At 63.1% G+C, this 19,607-nt stretch carries 18 protein-coding genes and 1 pseudogene; 16 read left to right on the plus strand and 3 right to left on the minus strand.

Features of this window, described 5'->3' with window-relative positions:
* The first annotated feature begins 4 nt into the window (after positions 1-4).
* A complete protein-coding gene (locus tag CK220_RS16605; RefSeq protein WP_095812565.1) occupies positions 5-796 on the plus strand; it encodes a GGDEF domain-containing protein in 792 nt (263 codons plus the stop codon).
* 167 nt (positions 797-963) lie between these two features.
* On the opposite strand, the gene CK220_RS16610 is transcribed toward CK220_RS16605, so the two are convergent.
* Positions 964-2,793, minus strand: coding sequence for an ATP-binding protein (locus CK220_RS16610; RefSeq protein ID WP_095812566.1), 1,830 nt, complete (start codon positions 2,791-2,793; stop codon positions 964-966).
* 151 nt (positions 2,794-2,944) lie between these two features.
* Here CK220_RS16610 and CK220_RS16615 point away from each other — a divergent pair, with 151 nt between their 5' ends.
* The 3 genes and pseudogenes from CK220_RS16615 to CK220_RS16625 all read left to right on the plus strand — a co-directional run.
* Entirely contained in the window at positions 2,945-3,511 is a 567-nt protein-coding gene (locus CK220_RS16615) for an XRE family transcriptional regulator (protein ID WP_095812567.1), read from the plus strand.
* Positions 3,512-3,515: 4 nt separating this feature from the next.
* Positions 3,516-3,824, plus strand: coding sequence for a hypothetical protein (locus CK220_RS16620; RefSeq protein ID WP_095812568.1), 309 nt, complete (start codon positions 3,516-3,518; stop codon positions 3,822-3,824).
* Positions 3,825-3,861: 37 nt separating this feature from the next.
* A pseudogene (locus CK220_RS16625) lies at positions 3,862-4,377 on the plus strand (GNAT family N-acetyltransferase); the annotation flags it as partial.
* A gap of 14 nt (positions 4,378-4,391) precedes the next feature.
* Here CK220_RS16625 and CK220_RS16630 read toward each other — a convergent pair.
* On the minus strand, positions 4,392-5,276 hold the full coding sequence (locus CK220_RS16630) for a LysR family transcriptional regulator (RefSeq protein ID WP_095812570.1): 885 nt from the start codon (positions 5,274-5,276) through the stop codon (positions 4,392-4,394).
* A 110-nt stretch (positions 5,277-5,386) separates the two neighbouring features.
* Between CK220_RS16630 and CK220_RS16635 the strand changes: the two genes are divergently transcribed.
* From CK220_RS16635 to CK220_RS16685, 11 genes are all read left to right on the plus strand, one after another.
* Positions 5,387-6,538 carry a gamma-butyrobetaine dioxygenase gene (locus CK220_RS16635; RefSeq protein ID WP_095812658.1) on the plus strand — a complete coding sequence of 384 codons (1,152 nt, stop codon included), beginning with the start codon at positions 5,387-5,389 and terminating at the stop codon, positions 6,536-6,538.
* Positions 6,535-7,125, plus strand: a complete 591-nt coding sequence (locus CK220_RS16640) for an HD domain-containing protein (RefSeq protein WP_095812571.1) — start codon at positions 6,535-6,537, stop codon at positions 7,123-7,125. Before CK220_RS16635 ends, CK220_RS16640 begins: the two co-directional genes overlap by 4 nt.
* A 392-nt stretch (positions 7,126-7,517) precedes the next feature.
* Positions 7,518-9,299: an acetolactate synthase 3 large subunit gene (locus CK220_RS16645; RefSeq protein WP_095812572.1), complete on the plus strand. Its 1,782-nt coding sequence runs from the start codon at positions 7,518-7,520 to the stop codon at positions 9,297-9,299.
* Positions 9,300-9,376: 77 nt separating this feature from the next.
* A complete protein-coding gene (ilvN, locus tag CK220_RS16650; protein WP_095812573.1) occupies positions 9,377-9,949 on the plus strand; it encodes an acetolactate synthase small subunit in 573 nt (190 codons plus the stop codon).
* A 119-nt stretch (positions 9,950-10,068) separates the two neighbouring features.
* Complete coding sequence (locus tag CK220_RS16655) at positions 10,069-10,665, plus strand: LysE family translocator (protein ID WP_095812659.1); 597 nt, start codon at positions 10,069-10,071, stop codon at positions 10,663-10,665.
* A gap of 204 nt (positions 10,666-10,869) precedes the next feature.
* A complete protein-coding gene (locus CK220_RS16660; protein WP_095812574.1) occupies positions 10,870-12,141 on the plus strand; it encodes an efflux RND transporter periplasmic adaptor subunit in 1,272 nt (423 codons plus the stop codon).
* Entirely contained in the window at positions 12,138-15,296 is a 3,159-nt protein-coding gene (locus CK220_RS16665) for an efflux RND transporter permease subunit (RefSeq protein ID WP_095812575.1), read from the plus strand. The genes CK220_RS16660 and CK220_RS16665 overlap by 4 nt, the downstream gene beginning before the upstream one ends.
* A 64-nt stretch (positions 15,297-15,360) precedes the next feature.
* On the plus strand, positions 15,361-15,966 hold the full coding sequence (nthA, locus tag CK220_RS16670) for a nitrile hydratase subunit alpha (RefSeq protein WP_095812576.1): 606 nt from the start codon (positions 15,361-15,363) through the stop codon (positions 15,964-15,966).
* Between the two features lie 13 nt (positions 15,967-15,979).
* Positions 15,980-16,639 carry a nitrile hydratase subunit beta gene (nthB, locus tag CK220_RS16675; protein WP_095812577.1) on the plus strand — a complete coding sequence of 220 codons (660 nt, stop codon included), beginning with the start codon at positions 15,980-15,982 and terminating at the stop codon, positions 16,637-16,639.
* The gene (locus CK220_RS16680) at positions 16,626-16,976 is read left to right on the plus strand and encodes a nitrile hydratase accessory protein (protein ID WP_095812578.1); all 351 of its coding nucleotides are present in this window, start codon (positions 16,626-16,628) and stop codon (positions 16,974-16,976) included. The genes nthB and CK220_RS16680 overlap by 14 nt, the downstream gene beginning before the upstream one ends.
* Positions 16,977-17,116: 140 nt before the next feature.
* Positions 17,117-18,244, plus strand: coding sequence for an ATP-dependent RecD-like DNA helicase (locus CK220_RS16685; RefSeq protein ID WP_095812579.1), 1,128 nt, complete (start codon positions 17,117-17,119; stop codon positions 18,242-18,244).
* Between the two features lie 107 nt (positions 18,245-18,351).
* Here CK220_RS16685 and CK220_RS16690 read toward each other — a convergent pair whose 3' ends face one another.
* On the minus strand, positions 18,352-18,885 hold the full coding sequence (locus CK220_RS16690; protein ID WP_348629662.1) for an STAS/SEC14 domain-containing protein: 534 nt from the start codon (positions 18,883-18,885) through the stop codon (positions 18,352-18,354).
* Here CK220_RS16690 and CK220_RS16695 point away from each other — a divergent pair.
* Entirely contained in the window at positions 18,863-19,603 is a 741-nt protein-coding gene (locus tag CK220_RS16695; RefSeq protein WP_095812581.1) for a pyridoxine 5'-phosphate synthase, read from the plus strand. The two genes, CK220_RS16690 and CK220_RS16695, sit on opposite strands and share 23 nt — an antisense overlap.
* Positions 19,604-19,607: the final 4 nt, after the last annotated feature.

Raw genomic sequence — 19,607 nt, forward strand, 5'->3', positions numbered from 1 at the left:
CGTTATGCGTTTTCACAAGGCGGAATCCGCGTTTTTCGTCTTTATCTTCGTGATCCTGGCCGCTGGCCTGGTGACCTTCCACGCCTATGGCCAATTGCAGGATATCGCGACCGATCTCGACACCGCATCGCGTCTCGACAGAATCGCTTATCTCAACAAATTGCTGTTCGTGACCGGTGCGCTGCTGGCGGCTGCCTTGTTTTTCGGGACCTTCTTCATCTACCCGCTGATCCGCGGCCAGGTGAGGGAAGAGGGCAAGTTGCGCGCCATGACGGTGTCGCTGAGCGCCCGTTCGCAAACGCTCGAGCAAGCAGCGCTCACCGACGGCCTGACCGGAATGCAGAACCGCCGCTACTTCGACGACGCGTTGCGGGAATATCTCGACGAGTTCGGCCGCATCGACAGGCCGGTGGGCCTGATGATCCTCGACCTCGATCATTTCAAGCAGGTCAACGATACGCATGGCCATGATGTCGGCGACGAAGTTCTTCGGTCCGTCGCGCAGTGTGTACGGGGCATGACGCGCTATCACGATGTGGTGGCGAGGCTTGGCGGCGAGGAGTTCGCCGTGGTGACGCCCAACATGGATGCGGAACTGCTCGCGCGGTTCGCCGAGCGCATCCGCAAAGCGATCGCGAACCTGTCGATCCTGTCGGGCAATGTGCGGCTGAAGGTCACCACCAGCGTCGGCCTCGCCGTCTGGGACCGCAAGGAGAGCGCCGAGGACTTCTATCGCCGGGCGGACCGGCAGCTCTACGAGGCGAAGAAGCAGGGCCGCAACCGAGTCTGCGCCTAAAATTCCGAAGACGAATTCATGAGGCCGGGCGCCTGACGCGGCTTTCTCAACTTCCGGTGCTCACGGACTGAATGTCCGCTCCGCTCCGGCTTTTCGAAAGCCACGCCATTCGATCCGGCCTGATGAATTCCCTTTCGGAATTTGGCAGTGCCTCCGCCGTCGGTCGATCAATCGTTCTGCTGGCGCATGCCGAAGGTCGAGGGCCTCAGGCCGTAGCGCATGTCGAAATCGTCGTCCGGCTGCACGCGCGGCGCCGATGGCTTGCGGTAGTCGGGGTCGCCAGCCTGGCGCCCGGTATCGACGGCCTCGGCAAACGCTATCGACTGCTGCGGTTTCGGCACGTTGCGCAGCCGCTCGACAATTCCGGCGAGATCGACATCGTCGCCGGCCTCTGCGGGCAGGGCCTGCTCCCGCTTCGATGTCCCGGGAATGAATTCCTGGGACAGCTTCTCGAATTTCAGCCGCATGGTCGTCGCCACGCCTTCGCCGAATGCGATCGCTTCGCGCTGGCCCATCGAGGACAGGAACGCAAGCGTCGAGGCCGAGGAATCGGCAATCGCCGAGCGGATGATCGCCTGGTCCTGCTCGTTGGCGAGCCGCATGGCGAAGAAGGTCGAGCATTGCGACAGGATGGTCGGATCGAGCTCGCCTGGACGCTGAGTTACAACGCCGAGATAGCAGCCATATTTGCGGCCTTCCTTGGCGATGCGCGACAAAGCGTGCCTGGTCGGCGCGAAGCCGAGGCGCGGATCGGCAGGCATGTAGCGGTGCGCCTCCTCGCAAAGCAGGAGCAGCCGCAGCCGGCCCTCGCTCCAGAGCGCAAGGTCGAAGGCGAGACGCGCCAGCACCGAGCAGACCGAATTGACGACCTCGGACGGCATGCCCGCCATCTCGAAGCAGGTCACCGGACGCCCGTGGTTCGGCACGCGGAAGATGTTGCCGATCGTCTCGTGGATGGTGTCCTCGATCAGCCGCGAATTGAACATGAAACGGTAGCGCGGGTCGGAAGCGGCGGATTCGATGCGCGTCCTCAGCGACTTCAGGGTTGGGCGATCATTCTTGCTTTCGAGCAGACCCATGCGCTCGTCGATTTGCTTGAGCAGATCGGCGATGCGGTAAGGCACCGGCGTGTCCGCCGTCAGCGCATCGCTGCCGCGCCTGATGTAGCTGCCGGAACTTGGGTTGCGATAGAGGTTCTTGGCGGCCGGGATGAGGTCGCGCAAGACGTCGACTTCGTCCGGAACGGTCTCGCGACCGCGAAACAAAACTTCAGCCAATTCTTCCAGCCTGAACATCCAGAACGGCAGGTCGAGCGTCTTGGAATCGACCTTCACGCAGTATTCCGGAAGCGAGGCGGCAAACTCGTTGTGCGGGTCGAGGATCAGCACGCGCAGATCGGGCCGCGCCTCGATCGATTTGCGCAACAGCAGCGAGACAGCCGTGGATTTACCGACGCCGGTCGTCCCGACAATGGCGAAATGGCGCGCCAGCGTGTCGTCGACAGCGATGTTGGCGTCGATCGCCTCGTCCTGGGACAGCGTGCCGACGGTCATCGAATGGCGGCCGGCGAGATCGTAGACGGCCTGCAGGTCGCGGCTGCGGATACGGTGGGCAACCGCGCCGATATGCGGATAGGTGGTGATGCCGCGGTCGAAGACCGGTTTGGCGCCGGGCTCGGCACCGTCGCGCACCTCGCCGATCAATTCGATGCTGACCTCGATTGCGTTCTGGCCCTCATTGCTCCAGGCGCGGTCAGACTTGCCGATCGCATAGACAAGGCCGACGGTGCGCGTCGCGCCAAGGTTGATGGAAATCATCTTGCCGACGGTCCACAGGCCGGTGACCGTGCCTTCGGCATCCTCCGCGTAGGCGCTGATGGTGGCGCGCGCACCGTCGCATTGCACGACATTGCCCAGAATGCGCTTGTCGCTCTGCTGGGCATCGCGGCGCTCCTGCGACGTCGGCTCCCCAACGGACGCTTCGCGTTCAACAAACATCGGTTACCTGTCCCATTCCCGTCGAGGTCAAAGCTATCCAATCGGGGTTAAAGCGGCGTGAGGTCGGATGGTGTAGGGCCCGTTAAGCCACTCGCGAAAATTCGATCGAACAGCCTCTTCCGTCACCGCGAATTTTCGATATATTGGATGAATGACTGATATATCGAACGACATCACCTCCACGATCGGCAGACGAATACGCTCCGAGCGTGATTTGCGGGGATGGTCGCTGGCCGAACTGGCCGAGCGTTCCGACGTTTCCAAGGCGATGCTGAGCGCCGTGGAGCGCGGCATGACAAGTCCGACCGCGGCGCTCCTCGTGCGCATCGCGTCGGCTTTCAGCATGACGCTCTCTGCGCTGATTGCCCGCGCCGAAATGCAGCGCGGCAGTGTGTCCCGCAAGGACGAGCAGCCGGTGTGGCAGGATCCGGCGACCGGCTATGTGAGGCGGCATCTGTCGCCGGCAACGCAAATGCCGCTCGAGTTGATCCGGGTCAGTCTGCCGGCAGGCGCCAAGGTCGATTTCCCGGCATCGTCCTATACCTTCATCAAGCAGCAAATCTGGCTGATCGGCGGCCGCCTGGACTTCACCGAAGGCGATGTCGTCCACAGGCTGGAGCCGGGCGATTGCTTGGCGCTCGGCGCGCCGTCGGACTGCACCTTCCATGCTCCGGGACCGGAAGCCGCCGAGTATCTGGTGGCGCTGGTCCGGGGCTGATCGCATGGCACGCCGGCCTGGACGCTCCCACAATGGCGGGCCACCTCTCGACGACTACGAAGGTCCGCCCTGGGGCAAGGGCGACGCCTACATCTTTCTCGCCTGGCGCGCCGCCCACGACAAAGCCTGGAAGGCGCCGAGCCACGCCGTCATGCTGATGCGGCTGGAAAAGGCCGAGCAGCTTGGGCTCACCTATGAGGAATACACGCTCGAGATCCTGGAGCGCGGGCGGCACCTCAGCGAGGACGATACCGCGCGTATCGCGGAAATCCAAAGGGCGCGGCGCCGAAGACGCAGCAGTCATTTCGAATGACCGCGGCCCGACACCTCATCACCTGGAGACCACCGACATGAACCCCCTTGAAATCAGGGCGTTGAACGACGACGCAAAAACCAGCGGGATGCTCGCCGACCTGCTGATCGAGACAGTCGCCGCCGGCGGATCAGTGAGCTTCATGCATCCGCTGTCTCCCGATGCGGCCCATGAGTTCTGGCGCAAATCGCTCGCTGCCGCGACGCGCGGGGAACGGGCGGTGCTGGGCGCATGGGCTGGCGAGACGCTTGTCGGCACCGTCACGCTTCTTCTCGACTGCCCGCCCAACCAACCGCACCGCGCCGAGATCGCCAAGCTGATGACCCGCCTCGACTATCGCGGCCAAGGTATTGCAACCCGTCTTGTGCGGGCCGCCGAGGACCTTGCGGTCGAGAAAGGACGCACCCTGCTGGTGTTGGACACAGCAAGCGAAGAGGGGGCCGCCGGCCTTTACGAAAAACTCGGCTTCTCGCTGACCGGCGAGATTCCGGACTTTGCGCTGAAACCCCATGGTGGGCTCACCGGCACGCTCATCTATTGGAAGCGGATAGGGAGCCGGCCCAAGCGCTATCCTGAAATGCTGGCGAGACGCGATAAAAGCCAGCGGCGAAAATCCTGTTCGGCGCCGGACATCCGCGACGACGATGGCCATGTCAGGAAGTGACCCGATGGGCTCGAAAGCTCGAAATTGGAAAGCCTGACAAGTAGATTGTCGTCGAGCGCGGTGTCGATGAGCGGCCGCGAGCCCAGCAGCGCTCCGGCGCCGGCCTTCGCCGCTTCCATCGCGGCGACAAAACTGTCGAAGCGATGCGAGCGTTGGGAGTGTCCGGCAAGGCCGGAGGCTGCGAACCATTCCGCCCACATCTCGCGCGCGCCCGCCACCAGCAGCAGCGGCAGGGATGTCCATTCGGCATTTCCGGCCAGGGTCGGCGCCGCGACCGGGACAAGCCGCTCGACCGTCAACCGATCGGCGTCGCGCCCGGGAAAGGAACCGTTGCCGAAGCGGATGTCGAGCGTCGAGCCCGGCTGGTCGTAGTCCGTCGGCCGATGGATTGTCACGAGATCGAGCCTGATCCACGGCAGCTCCTTTGTGAGATCGGAAAGAGCCGGGACCAGCACCAGCAGCGCGAAGGAGATCGGAACGCGAATGGTGACGGTTTGCAAGACGCGTGGCTCGAACAACTCGCTCGTGCTGCTACCGATGATCGCGAATGCCGACTGGATGTGGGGAAGATAGGCGGCACCCTCCGGCGATAACGCCACACCGCGGGCCAGCCGCGCGAACAGTCTCGTCTTGAGGCGCTCTTCCAGAAAGCGGATGTGCTGGCTGACGGCGGCTTGCGTGAGCCCGAGCTCGGCGGCCGCGGCGGTGAAATTCGACAGGCGCGCAGCCGCTTCGAAACTGCGCAGCCAGTCGAGCGGAGGCATGGGATCGGCAGCTTTTCCAGTCATTAGGTTTTTGGCGGCATTGGCTGAAAAACAATAATTTGAATTATGCCTTCGGCAAGGACAGCATGCAATCGATTCCGCGGCGACGGCCCGAAGACGGGAGTTTCAGAAACATGCTGACGAGAGCAACCCTTGGCGACGAAGGACGAACGATAGCGCTTGGCTGGGACGACGGAACGTGCAGCCGCTTCCATGCCGTGTGGCTGCGCGACAACGCACTGGACAACAGGACGCGCAGCGCCGGCAACGGCCAGCGGCTGATCACCATTCTGGACATTCCGGCCGGGACACGAATCGGCGCGGCCTCGATCAAGAGCGAGGCGCTGGTGGTCACGTTCCTGCCTGAAGACAAGACCGTCAGTTTTCCCGCAAGCTGGCTTCGCGCCCATACTTACGACCGCGAAGAGAATCGGCAGCCCGGCTGGACGGGCAGCGACATTCGGCCGTGGACCAAGGCCACGATGCAGAGTTCGGTGCCGCGCGCGGCCTATCTTGAGGCCAGGCACGACAGGAATGTTCTGCGGCAATGGCTAACGGCGGTGCGGAGCTGTGGCTTTGCCATCATGGACGGTCTGCCGGCCGAATCCGGGGCATTGTGCAAGGTGGCCGACCTCTTCGGATACATCAGGGAGACCAATTACGGGCGCTGGTTCGAGGTGCGCGCCGAGGTCAATCCGAACAATCTCGCCTACACCAATCTCGGCCTGCAGGCGCATACCGACAATCCCTACCGCGACCCGGTGCCGACGCTGCAGATCCTGGCCTGCATCGAGAATACGGTGGAAGGCGGCGAATCCAGCGTCGTCGACGGGTTCGCGGTGGCGGCCGCGCTGCAGGCGGAGAATTCGGAAGGCTTCCGGTTGCTTTCCTCCTTCCCGGCGCGCTTCGAATATGCCGGCTCATCGGGTGTGCGGCTGCAGTCGAAGCGCCCGATGATCGAACTCGGGCCCGATGGCGAGCTCATCTGCGTCCGCTTCAACAACCGCACGCTGGCGCCGACCGTCGACGTGCCGTTCGCCGAAATGGACGCTTACTACGCTGCCTATCGCCGGTTCGCCGAACTGATCGAGGAACCGGCCTTCGAGGTGACCTTCAAGCTCGAGGCGGGCCAGTCCTTCATCGTCGACAACACGCGCGTCATGCATGCGCGCAAGGCCTTTTCCGGCAGCGGCAAGCGCTGGCTGCAGGGCTGCTACGCCGACAAGGACGGCCTGCTGTCCACGCTGGCGGCAATCGAACACGATTTCAGAGAGGCTGCCGAATGAATCCGAATGAACTGAACACCGGCAACATCGTCGAGTTCATCGCGGACATCTTCGAGCGCCGCGGCGCGGAATCCTATCTCGGCGAGCCCGTCACCATGTCCGAGCATATGCTGCAGGGCGCGTGGCTAGCCGAGCAGGATGGCGCGCCGGAGGAGCTTGTGGCTGCGGCGCTGCTGCACGACATCGGCCACTACACCAGCGAGTTCGGCACCTATTCGCCCGACGACATCGAGGACAAGCACCACGACGAGGCGGGCGGCGAGGTGCTGGCGCCCTTCTTTCCGCCGGTCATCGTCGAATGCGTCAGGCTGCATGTTGCGGCCAAGCGTTATCTCTGCGCCACCGATCCGAGCTATTTCGGCAAGCTGTCGCCGGCCTCGGTCCACACGCTGTCGCTGCAGGGCGGGCCGATGAGCGCAGAGGAGGTGGCGGAGTTCCGCAGCAATCCGTTCCATGAGGAAGCCGTGCGGGTGCGCATCTGGGACGAGGGTGGCAAGGTCGCCAACATGAAGACGCGCGCCTTTCGCGACTACGTGTTCTTGCTGGAGCGCGTGGTGGAAAAATTTGCGGCCCAAAGGGCGATGTGATCTCAGATCACAGGCGCTGCTCGAGGTGTCGCCGCGCCGCCGAAGCCAGAGATGTTTTCTTGGCAACATCGTTGCGTCTCGACATACGCGGCAAAATGCGTTGCCGGCAACCCGGCGAGGCGTGTGGTGCTGGCGGCATGAACAATCCGCGCCGCTGAACAATGAGATCGACAGATTGGCCGTTGACAGCGGCGCGGAACCGACCTTATTGTCCGCGCCCATGAAAACAGCACTCATTCTCGTAGGCTGGCGCGTGGGCAAGGCGGTGTAACCGCCGGGCGAAAACCTCCCATGCGCATCCCACAGGCTCCCTCGGGGGCCTTTTTTATTGCCCAAAACCCAACTAAACGACCAGCAAATCGCCAGACGGCGAACAGTACGGGACCAGACCGATGAGCAACGGACAGAACGAGCGGCGCGAAATGACGGGTGCCGAAATGGTGGTGCAGGCGCTGAAGGACAACGGCGTCAAGCACGTCTTCGGCTATCCGGGCGGCGCGGTCCTTCCGATCTATGACGAGATCTTCCAGCAGGATGAGGTCGAACACATTCTGGTCAGGCACGAGCAGGGTGCCGGCCATGCGGCGGAAGGCTATGCGCGCTCGACCGGCAAGGCCGGCGTGCTGCTGGTCACGTCCGGTCCAGGCGCAACCAATGCCGTCACGCCGCTGCAGGACGCGCTGATGGATTCCATCCCGCTGGTGTGTCTCACCGGTCAGGTGCCGACTTCGCTGATCGGCTCCGACGCCTTCCAGGAATGCGACACCGTCGGCATCACGCGCCCCTGCACCAAGCACAATTGGCTGGTGAAGGACGTCAACGAGCTCGCCGCCACCATCCATGAGGCCTTCCATGTCGCGACCACCGGCCGCCCCGGCCCGGTTGTGGTCGACATTCCCAAGGACGTGCAGTTCGCCAAGGGCATTTACGTGCCGCCGCAGACAGCGCCGCGCACCAGCTATCAGCCGAAGGTGCAGGGCGATCTGGAGAAGGTGAAGGCTGCCGTCGAGCTGATGGTCGGTGCCAAAAAGCCGATTATCTATTCGGGCGGCGGCGTCATCAATTCCGGTCCGGAAGCCAGTCATCTGCTGCGCGAGCTGGTCGACCTCACCGGCTTCCCGATCACCTCGACGCTGATGGGCCTCGGTGCTTATCCGGCATCGGGCAAGAACTGGGTCGGCATGCTCGGCATGCATGGCACCTACGAAGCCAACATGGCCATGCATGACTGCGACGTGATGATCTGCATTGGCGCGCGCTTCGACGACCGCATCACCGGCCGGCTGACCGCGTTCTCGCCGAACTCGAAGAAGATCCATATCGACATCGATCCGTCCTCGATCAACAAGAACGTCCATGCCGACGTGCCGATCCTGGGCGATGTCGGCCGCGTGCTGGAAGATCTGGTGCGGCTGTGGCGGGCGACCGCCAAGGCCGACAAGAAGGCGCTCTATCCATGGTGGGAGCAGATCGCGAAATGGCGCGCGCGGGACTCGCTCGCCTATAGGATGAACAACGACGTGATCATGCCGCAATATGCGATCCAGCGGCTCTATGCGCTGACCAAGGACATGGACACCTACATCACCACCGAAGTCGGCCAGCACCAGATGTGGGCGGCTCAGCACTATCACTTCGACAAGCCCAACCGCTGGATGACCTCGGGCGGCCTGGGCACGATGGGATATGGCCTGCCGGCGGCGCTCGGCGTCCAGATCGCTCATCCGAACGCGCTGGTCGTCGACATCGCCGGCGACGCTTCGGTGCAGATGACGATGCAGGAGATGAGCTCGGCGGTGCAGTACGAAGCGCCGATCAAGATCTTCATCCTGAACAACCAGTATATGGGCATGGTGCGCCAGTGGCAGCAGCTGCTGCACGGCAACCGGCTGTCGCATTCCTACACCGAGGCGATGCCGGATTTCGTCAAGCTGGCGGAAGCCTATGGCGGCCACGGCATACGCTGCGACAAGCCGGACGAGCTGGATGACGCGATCCGCGAGATGATCTCGGTGAAGAAGCCGGTGCTGTTCGACTGCCGCGTGGCGACTTTGGCCAACTGCTTTCCGATGATCCCGTCGGGCAAGGCGCATAACGAGATGCTCCTGCCTGACGAGGCGACCGACGAGGCGGTGGCCAACGCAATCGACGCCAAGGGCAGGGAACTGGTGTAGCGGCAGGCAGCGTCTGCGGCGGGAAGCCGTGTGGAAACAGAAAATTAGCGCCAAAGTTTGAAATCGAGATTCAGGTCATGAACGCACAGCTCCAGCCGACCGGCTCCGCCTATTTCATCGCCAAGGAAACCGAGAAGCCGGAAACGCACACGCTTTCCGTGCTGGTCGACAACGAACCGGGCGTGCTTGCCCGCGTCATCGGCCTGTTCTCGGGGCGCGGCTACAACATCGAAAGCCTCACGGTGTCCGAGACCGAGCACGAGAAGCATCTGTCACGCATCACCATCGTGACGCGTGGCACGGCGCATGTGCTGGAGCAGATCAAGCACCAGCTCGAGCGCATCGTGCCGGTGCACCGCGTGGTCGATCTCACCGTGCGCTCGCACGAGCTCGGCCAGGAGCGGCCGCTGGAGCGCGAGCTTGCGCTTGTCAAGGTCGCCGGCAGCGGCGACGCCCGCGTCGAGGCCCTGCGATTGGCCGACGCCTTCCGCGCTTCGGTCATCGATGCCAACACCGAGCATTTCATCTTCGAGATCACCGGGAAGGGCTCGAAGCTCGACCAGTTCATCGCCATCATGAAGCCGCTCGGCCTGGTCGAGATCTGCCGCACCGGTGTCGCAGCCATGAACCGCGGCCCGCAGGGCATGTAGGCGCGCCACCACCGCTCCGACTGCTTCGAATTCTTCTCGCTGGTCCGGCAGTCGCCCGTCCGTGGCTTTTGCGTCTGCCGAAAAAGGACAATATAACTGACCTATCCGGGGAGGATATGATGTCCGTCAATGCGTTCCTTGCACTCTTGGTCTATGCCTTCGTGACGTCGATCACGCCGGGGCCTAACAATCTCATGCTGCTGGCCTCCGGCGTCAATTTCGGGATCGTCAGAACGGTTCCGCACATGCTGGGCATCAGCATCGGCTTTCTGGTTCTGCTGCTGGCCGTCGGCTTCGGACTCGGCGCGGTGCTGACAGCGTTTCCGGCGCTGCACACGGCGCTTAAAATCGCCGGCGCCGCCTACCTGCTCTATCTCGCCTGGAAGATCGCCATGTCGCGCTCGATGAGCGACAAGGGCGGAGCGGAGGCGCGGCCGATGCGCTTCATCGATGCCGCCGCGTTCCAATGGGTCAATCCCAAGGCATGGGTGATGGCGATTACCGCCATGGCCGTCTACACCAATCCGGATCATCCGTTCGTCTCGGTGGCGCTGATTTCGATCGCCTTCACCATCGTCAACCTGCCCAGCGTTTCCGTGTGGGCCGGGTTCGGCACCGCGCTGCGCGGCTTCCTTTCAGATCCCGTGCGCCTGAAATGGTTCAACATCGGAATGGGTCTGCTGCTCGCAGCTACGCTCTGGCCGATGCTGCGTTAAGGGTCTTTCAGGCTGACCGCCACGGCACGTCAGCCGGCTGCACAACCATTGTGCAGTGCACATTAAATCTTCGTAATGCCGCGTTTTGGCCCTTTTCCGCCAAAGCCTTGTCCTATCTATTCGGCGAAATTCGCGGCAACGGCCGTGAAATGAGCTGAGAATAGACCACCGGTTTCGGCGTGTCGGATAGAGGGCCTGTTGTCGATGCGCGGAAAAATCGCCTTTACAGTCGTTGCTCTGGCCTGCCTTGCAGGGGCCGGCCTTTATCTGTCGCCCACCACGATGGGCAGGGTGCAGCAGCTGATCTCCGGCCAGCAGGCCGACGCAGCCGGCGCCGATACGTCCAAGGCATCGGGCAGCCAGAAGGGCGGCGCGGGCGGCGCGCGTTCGGCCTCGATCGTTTCGGCAACCGCGACGACAGCCGATTTTCCGATCCGCCGCTACGCAATCGGCTTCGTCTCCTCGCCGTCCGTGGTCAGCGTGAATGCCCGTGTCTCCAGCCAGATCGTGTCGATCGCGGTGAAGGACGGGCAAATGGTCAAGGCCGGCGATCTTCTCTTCTCGCTCGATGACCGCGCGCTGAAGGCGCAGCTTGCCAAGGACCAGGCGACGCTCGTCAAGGACCAGGCCCTGCTGGTGAGCGCCACGGCGGATCTTCAGCGCGCCAAGGACCTTGTCGCCAAGCAGGCTGGCACGCAGCAGACTTACGACCAGGCACTGGCGGCGCAGAAGGCCGCGGCCGCTACCATCGATGCCGACAAGGCGACGATCGATGCCGATACGGTCCAGTTGAGCTACGCGACCATCAGCGCGCCCATCTCAGGCAGGCTGGGAGCGGTCAACGTCTCGGTCGGCGATCTCGTCACCACCAGCAACGGCTCAAGCACCACGACGCCGCTTGTGACCATCACGCAGATGGACCCGCTGCAGGTGAATTTCACTCTGCCGGAGAGCAACCTTGCTTTATTGCACAAGGCGTTGGCGAGCCCACAGCAAGGGGACGTGACGCTGACCAAAGACGGCGATCCCACGCCGATCGGCAAGGGCACACTCGATTTCGTCGATTCCAGCGTCGACACCGCCTCCGGCACCATCGCCACGCGGGCGAGCATACCGAACTCGGATCTTTCGCTTTGGCCGGGGCAGTATGTGAACGTCATCCTTGATGCCGGCACCATGCCGCAAATGACCTCGGTGCCGACGGTCGCGGTGCAGCCGAGCCAGAAAGGTCCCTTCGTCTACGTGGTCAAGCCGGACAACACGGTCGAGATGCGGCCGGTGCAGGTGGCGCTGACGGAGGGCGATAACAGCGCCATCAGCCAAGGCCTCAAGCGCGGCGAGAAGGTGGTGGTCGAAGGCCAGACAAGGTTAAAGGACGGCGCGGCGGTGCATGAAGGCAAGACCGCGAGCAACAGCGGCGATCAAAATTCGCCTAAGGTCGCGGAAGCCGACAAGGCCGGCGAGGCGCGCCCATGATTTCCGAATTCTGCATACGAAAGCCCGTCGCCACGCTGCTGATGTCGTTCGCCCTCGTGCTGGGCGGACTGTTCGCTTACAAGTTCCTGCCGGTTGCGGCGCTGCCCAGCGCGGAGTTCCCGGTGGTGAATGTCTCGGCCCAACTGGCAGGCGCTTCGCCGGAGACCATGGCGACCTCGGTCGCGACGCCGCTGATCAAGCAGTTCGCAACCATTGCCGGCATCGATTCGATTTCGACAACCAACTCGCTGGGCCAGACCTCGATCGCCATCCAGTTCGTGCTTAACCGCGACATCGACGCGGCCGCCGCGGACGTTCAGGCAGCCATCGCACGCACGCAAAAATCGCTGCCGCCGCAAATGACGGCGCCGCCGAGCTATCGCAAGGTCAATCCGGCCGATGCGCCGATCCTTCTGATGTCGCTGGTCAGCGACACCGTACCACTCACCGACCTCGACGCATTCGCCGAAAACGTCATCTCGCCCTCGCTATCGACTATCGATGGCGTTGCGCAGGTTTCGATCTACGGACAGCAAAAATATGCGGTGCGCATCCAGATCGATCCGACCGCGCTCGCCGCGCGCGGCATCTCGATCGATCAGTTGCAGACGGCCGTGGCCTCGGCCAACAGCAACACGCCGCTCGGCGTGCTGCAGAACGACAAGCAGCAGCTGACGATCACGGCCAACACTCAGCTGATGAATGCCGCCGATTTTTCCAACATTATCATCGCCACCAAGAATGGCCATCCGGTGCGGCTGGGCGAGGTCACGCGCGTTATCGACTCGGTCGAAACCACGACGACGGCGAGTTTTTATGATGGCACGCGCGCCATCATCATGGCCGTGCAGCGCCAGCCCGACGCCAATACGGTCGACGTCGTCGACAAGGTCAAGGCGATGCTGCCGTCCTTCCAGGACCAGATGCCGGCTGCCGCGAGCATCAAGCTGCTCAACGACCGTTCCACCTCGATCCGCCAGGCCGTCGACGACGTGCAGTTCACGCTGCTCCTGACCATCGCGTTGGTGGTGATGGTGATCTTCGTGTTCCTGCGCCGCGTCACGGCAACGATCATCCCCGCGGTGGCCGTGCCGATCTCGCTGATCGCGACCCTCGGCGCGATGTTCCTGTTCGGCTTCTCGATCGACAACATCTCACTGATGGGTCTGACGCTGGCCGTCGGCCTCGTCGTCGACGACGCAATCGTCATGCTCGAAAACATCTTCCGCCACATGGAAGAGGATGGGCTGTCGGCTTTCGACGCCGCGCTCAAGGGCGCGCGCGAGATCGGCTTCACCATCATATCGATTTCTATTTCGCTGGTGGCGGTGTTCATCCCCGTGCTTCTGATGGGCGGCGTCATCGGTCGCATCTTCAACGAATTCGCCGTCGTGGTGACGGTCGCCATCCTGGCGTCGATGTTCGTGTCGCTGACCCTGACGCCGATGCTATGCTCGCGACTTTTGTCGGTGACCAAGGCTGATCGCGAGGCGCATGCTGACGGTCACAGACATGATCTCATCACGCGTGGCTATGACTGGATCCTGAGCTTCTGCCTCCGCCACACCTTCCTGGTGTTCCTGGTCTTCGTCGGCACCGCGGCGGCCTCTGTCTGGCTGATCCAGGTTTCGCCGAAGGGCTTCTTCCCGCAAGAGGACATAGGCCAGATCTCGGTAACCACCATCGCCCGCCAGGACATCTCCTTCGACGCGATGACGAAGCTGCAGGGCCAGGTTGCCAACGTCTTCGCGCATTCGCCTTACGTCGATCACGTCGCGTGGTCGGTGGGCAGCGGCAACAATGCGCTCAATCAGGGACAGTTGTTCGTGCAACTGAAGGACAAGGACAAGCGTCCCGACATAGAGAAGGTGCTTTCCGATTTGAGGCGGCAGCTGTCCAGCGTCGCCGGCATCGAAACCTATATGCAACCGGTGCAGAATCTCAGGCTCGGCTCGCGCTCCTCGGCCAGTGCCTATCAGCTGGTCGTCCAAGGCCTCGATAACGGCGCGACGGACGCTTGGGCGCAGAAATTGAATGACGCCATGGCCGCCGATCATAAATTCTTCACCGACGTCACGAGTGATCTGCAGAACAACGCGCTGCAGGCGTCGCTGGTCGTCGATCGGGACAAGGCCGCTCAGCTCGGCATCGACACAGACACGCTGCGCTCGGCGCTCTATGGTGGCTTCGGCACCGATCAGGTCTCAACCATTTTCGGCTCGGCCGACAGTTACGAGGTCATCACCGAGCTCGATCCGAAGATCGAATGGTCACCGGAGCGCATGCTGGCCATTCAGGTGAGAACGGCGAGCGGCAGCCTCGTGCCCCTCGGTGCGTTCGCCCGGGTCGATCGCACGGCCGGCGCCTTGACGGTCAACCAGCTTGGCCAGTTGCCGGCGGTGACGATCTCCTACAACCTGCCGCAGGGCGTCTCGCTCGGCGACACGGTGACCCGCATCAACCAGCTCAAGGACCAGATCGGCATGCCGCAGGCGATCGGCACCACCTTCGCCGGCACGGCCAAGACGTTCCAGGATTCGCTTGCCAACCAGGGGCTGCTGATCGGGGGCGCAATTCTCACAATCTACATTGTGCTCGGCATGCTCTACGAGAGCTTCATCCATCCGCTGACCATTCTGACGGGCCTGCCATCGGCGGTACTGGGCGCGGTGGTTGCATTGCGGCTCTTCGGCATGGACCTGTCGGTCATAGCCGTGATCGGCATCCTGATGCTGATCGGCATCGTCAAGAAAAACGGCATCATGATGATCGACGTGGCGCTCGAGTTGAGGCGCGACGGCATGTCGGCGGTGGACTCCATCCACAAGGCCTGCCTGATGCGTTTCCGGCCGATCATGATGACGACGCTGGCGGCCTTGATGGGCACGTTTCCGATCGCGCTCGGCACCGGCGCCAGCGCCGAGCTGCGCCAGCCGCTCGGCGTTGCGGTGGTCGGCGGCTTGCTCGCATCCCAGGCGCTGACCCTGTTCGTCACACCGGTCATCTATGTCTATTTCGAGCATTTCTCCGGGTGGCTGCTCAGCTTCACCTCGAAGAAAAGCCGGCCGGACCTGCATGCAATCGAGCCGGTCGAGCAGCGCTCGCTCTTCGACCCCGGAGAAAATGCCGAACCGAAAAAGTTGGCGGCCGAATAGGCCGCCGGCCCTGGCACAAGGCGCCGAGCTTGCGAGGGCGTGCGCACGATCGTAATCTTGCGCCATGTCCCATCATCACGACCACGACAACGAGCTCGATCCCTTTGCGGCGCGCGTGCGCGCATTGGAAACGATCCTTACCGAAAAGGGGCTGATCGATCCGGCGGCCATCGACGTCATCGTCGATAGCTACGAGACGAAAATCGGCCCACGCAACGGCGCCAGGGTGGTGGCGAAGGCCTGGAGCGATCCGGCCTATGCCGAATGGCTGAAGCGCGACGCGACGGCGGCAATCGCCTCGCTCGGCTATACCGGCCGCCAGGGCGAGCACATGCAGGCGGTGTTCAACACGCAAGAGATGCACAACCTCGTCGTCTGCACGCTCTGCTCCTGCTATCCGTGGTCCGTGCTCGGCCTGCCGCCGGTCTGGTACAAGGCGCCGCCCTATCGTTCGCGGGCTGTTATCGATCCGCGCGGCGTGCTTGAGGAGTTCGGTCTGACCTTGCCCGCCGGCAGGAAGATCCGCGTCTGGGATTCGACGGCCGAGCTTCGCTACCTGGTGGTGCCGATGCGGCCGGATGGCACCGAAGGCTGGAGCGAGGAGCAACTCGCCGGCCTGGTCAGCCGCGATGCGATGATCGGCACAGCACTCGCCAACGCGCCGGAATGAAGGGGGAGCCCAGATGAACGGGCCACAGGATCTCGGCGGGCAGATGGGCTTCGGCCCGGTCGCGCCTGAAAAGGATGAGCCCTATTTCCACGCCGAGTGGGAAAGACGGGCGCTCGGGGTGACACTGACGGCCGGCGCCATGGGCGCCTGGAACATCGACGAGAGCCGGCATGCGCGGGAATCATTGCATCCGCCCGACTACTATGCGTCCAGCTACTATCAGATCTGGATCAAGGCTCTGGAAGCACTTTTGCAGCGCCATGGTTTCGTCAGCGAGCGCGATCTCGCGGCCGGCAAGGCGGTCGATCCGGCGGCGACACCCAAACGCGTGCTGAAGGCTGCCGATGTGCCTGCCGTGCTCGCCAAGGGCGGGCCTTGCGATCGTCCTGTGGCTACGCCGGCGCGCTTCCAGGCGGGCGACCGCGTGCGGACGAAGAATTTCAGTCCCACCGGCCACACGCGCCTGCCGCGCTACGCGCGCGGCAAGAACGGCATGATCGAGGCGGTGCGCGACGGCTTCGTGTTCCCCGACAGCAACGCGCATGGCAAGGGCGAGAACCCGCAATGGGTCTATACGGTGGTTTTCGACGGAGCCGAGATCTGGGGTGAGGGCGCCGATCCGACGCTTGTGGTCTCAATCGATGCCTGGGAGAGCTATCTTGAGCCGGCATGAGGCCGAACTGCCGGACGGTTTCGACGATCCGGTGTTTGCCGAGCCATGGCAGGCGGAAGCCTTCGCCATAACGATCGCGCTGCACGACAAGGGGGTGTTTTCGTGGAGCGAATGGGCGGACGCCCTGTCCGCCGAAGTGAAGAAGCCGGACGCCGCGAGCGACGGCCACGACTATTACGAACATTGGCTGGCAGCGCTGGAAAAGCTGCTGTCGACAAAGGGCGTTGCCGGCAAGCACGAGATCGATGCGCTCGCGGCCGCCTGGGAGCGTGCCGCGCACGCCACGCCGCACGGCAAGCCGATCCTGCTGGAGAACGATCCCGGAGCCCTCCGGTAGCTCGGACTCAAGCTGCGTTCCCTTTACGTTCTTGGTTGCGCCTGATAGCGTGCCGAGCTGATAACGAACGAGACCGTCACCGATGCCGGTGATGGCACGCCAACCTTGTATTTCGCTCGCGAATCCGGTCTGTCGCGCTGATGGAATTCTCTCCTCAACAGGACGAGGCTTTGAAGGCGGTCGGCCGCTGGCTGAAGGACGGGCGGCCGCAGATCTTCCGCCTGTTCGGCTATGCCGGCACCGGCAAGACGACGCTTGCGCGCTATTTCGCCGAGCACGTCGACGGGCAGGTGCAATTCGCGGCGTTCACCGGCAAGGCTGCGCAGGTGCTGCGCTCCAAGGGAGCGATCAACGCTCGCACCATTCATTCGCTGATCTACAGGCCGAGAGGCGAGGAATCGGTCGAGGACGAGGTCACGGGCAAGACCTCGATCTCGCCGACCTTTGCGCTCAACCGGCAAAGCCCGATCGCGCGCGCCAAGCTGGTCGTCGTCGACGAATGCTCCATGGTCGACGAGCAGCTAGGCCGCGACCTGATGAGCTTCGGCACGCCGATCCTGGTGCTGGGCGATCCAGCCCAGCTGCCGCCGATCTCCGGCGGCGGCTTCTTCACCGAGCACGAGCCGGATGTGCTGCTCACCGAGATTCATCGCCAGGCGCGCGACAACCCGATCATCCGGCTGGCGCTCGACGTGCGCGAAGGCCGCGAGTTCATGCACGGCGACTACGGCACGGCGCAGGTGATCGGCAGGGAAGGGGTCACGCAGGATCTGGTGATGAAAGCCGATCAGGTGCTGGTCGGCACCAACCGCACGCGGCGGCGCTACAACCAGCGCCTGCGCGAACTGAAGGGCTTTACCGCCGATTATCCGCAGGCCGGCGACAAGCTGGTTTGCCTGCGCAACGATCCGGCCAAGGGGCTGCTCAACGGATCGCTGTGGAAAGTGATGACCTCGTCGCGCGAGACGGTGAAGCCCGGCATCAACCTGCTGGTCTCGCCGGAGGAGGACGATCCCGACCGCGGCGTTGCCAAGATCAAGCTGCTGAAGGCGGCGTTCGAGGATCCGGATGCCGAGATTCCATGGCAGCAGAAGAAGCGGTTCGATGATTTCGACTACGGCTATGCGCTGACCGCGCACAAGGCGCAGGGCTCGCAGTGGAACGCCGTCGTGCTGTTCGACGAGAGCTGGGCCTTCAAGGAGACCCGGCAGCGCTGGCTCTACACGGCCATCACGCGTGCGGCCGAGCGGCTGACGATCGTGCGATAGAGCGGTTCACCGGTTCAGGAAAACGCTAAACCCCTCTACCTCCTTGTTTTGGCGCAATTTCGACCGGAAAGCCGTTCACACTTTTCCTGGAAATTGCTCCGGTCCGCTTATTCTGCCGGCCTCGCATCGAGCCATTGCCAGGCCGCGGCCCCGTCGTGACTGGTGAAATGCCGGAATTCGAACGGCAGAACCTTCGGAAAGAAGTCGCCGACAACCGATGCCCAGCGCGGCTCGCCGATAGCTGCGCAACGGACGACATGCTCCAGCGCGTCGGCCACACCTTGCCGCAGTGTCTCTTGCGAGATGTTGGCCCAATCGACGCTCTCCTCGTCAGTCAGCCGCACCAGCACGTCGATCCTCGGGTGCAGGGCATAGGCAGCTTCCAACAGGCCGAACAGGTTTTCCGCATCCGCCGGCGAGACATCACCGACGACATCGATGGCAAAAAGCGCGTCACGGTTGGTTTCAATGCGGCGTATCGCCGGCACGGCTTCTAGGAAATTCACTGGCAAATCCTTGTGTTGGCCATCGGCTAGTCTCTGGAACACCGGAAACCCACTATCTGTTCCCTGCAAAGGCGCTATAGATGCCCGCCAAAACCAAGCTGGATGCCAATTCATGCCTGCAAAGCTTTCGGTCAACCTCAACGCCGTCGCCATGCTGCGCAATCGCCGCGACCTGCCATGGCCGAGCGTCACGGGGCTGGGGCGCATCGCTCTTGCCGCCGGCGCGCATGGGTTGACGGTCCATCCACGTCCCGATGAGCGGCATACGAGACATTCCGACCTGCCGGAGATCAGGGCGCTGATCGACGATGAGTTCCCCAAGACGGAGTTCAACATCGAGGGGTACCCGACCGAGGATTTCCTGGTGCTTGTCGAGAAGAACCAGCCGGAGCAGGTGACACTGGTGCCCGACGATCCGGCGCAGGCGACGTCGGACCACGGCTGGAACTTCGTCGCGCAGGCCGCGTTCCTGACACCGATCGTCAAGCGGCTGAAGAAGGGCGGGTTTCGCGTGTCTTTGTTTTCCGACGCCGATCCGGCCGGCGTGAATGCCGCGCGCGATACCGGCGCCGACCGGATCGAGCTCTATACCGGGCCCTATGGCGGTTACCATTCCGATTCCGCCAAGGCGGCCAAGGAATTGGAAAGACTGGGAAAAACCGCGGACGCGGCACTCGCGGCGGGGCTCCAGGTCAATGCCGGCCACGATTTGACTGTGAACAACCTGCCTGCATTGATCAAACGCATCCCAGCATTGGCCGAAGTATCGATCGGACATGGGTTGACAGCGGATGCGCTGGAGTATGGCATGGCCGGCACGGTTGGGCGGTTCTTGAAGGCCTGCGGATGGTAGGGCG

Origin of the sequence: Mesorhizobium sp. WSM3860, from assembly GCF_002294995.1 — a bacterium.
Taxonomy (GTDB): Bacteria; Pseudomonadota; Alphaproteobacteria; order Rhizobiales; family Rhizobiaceae; genus Mesorhizobium.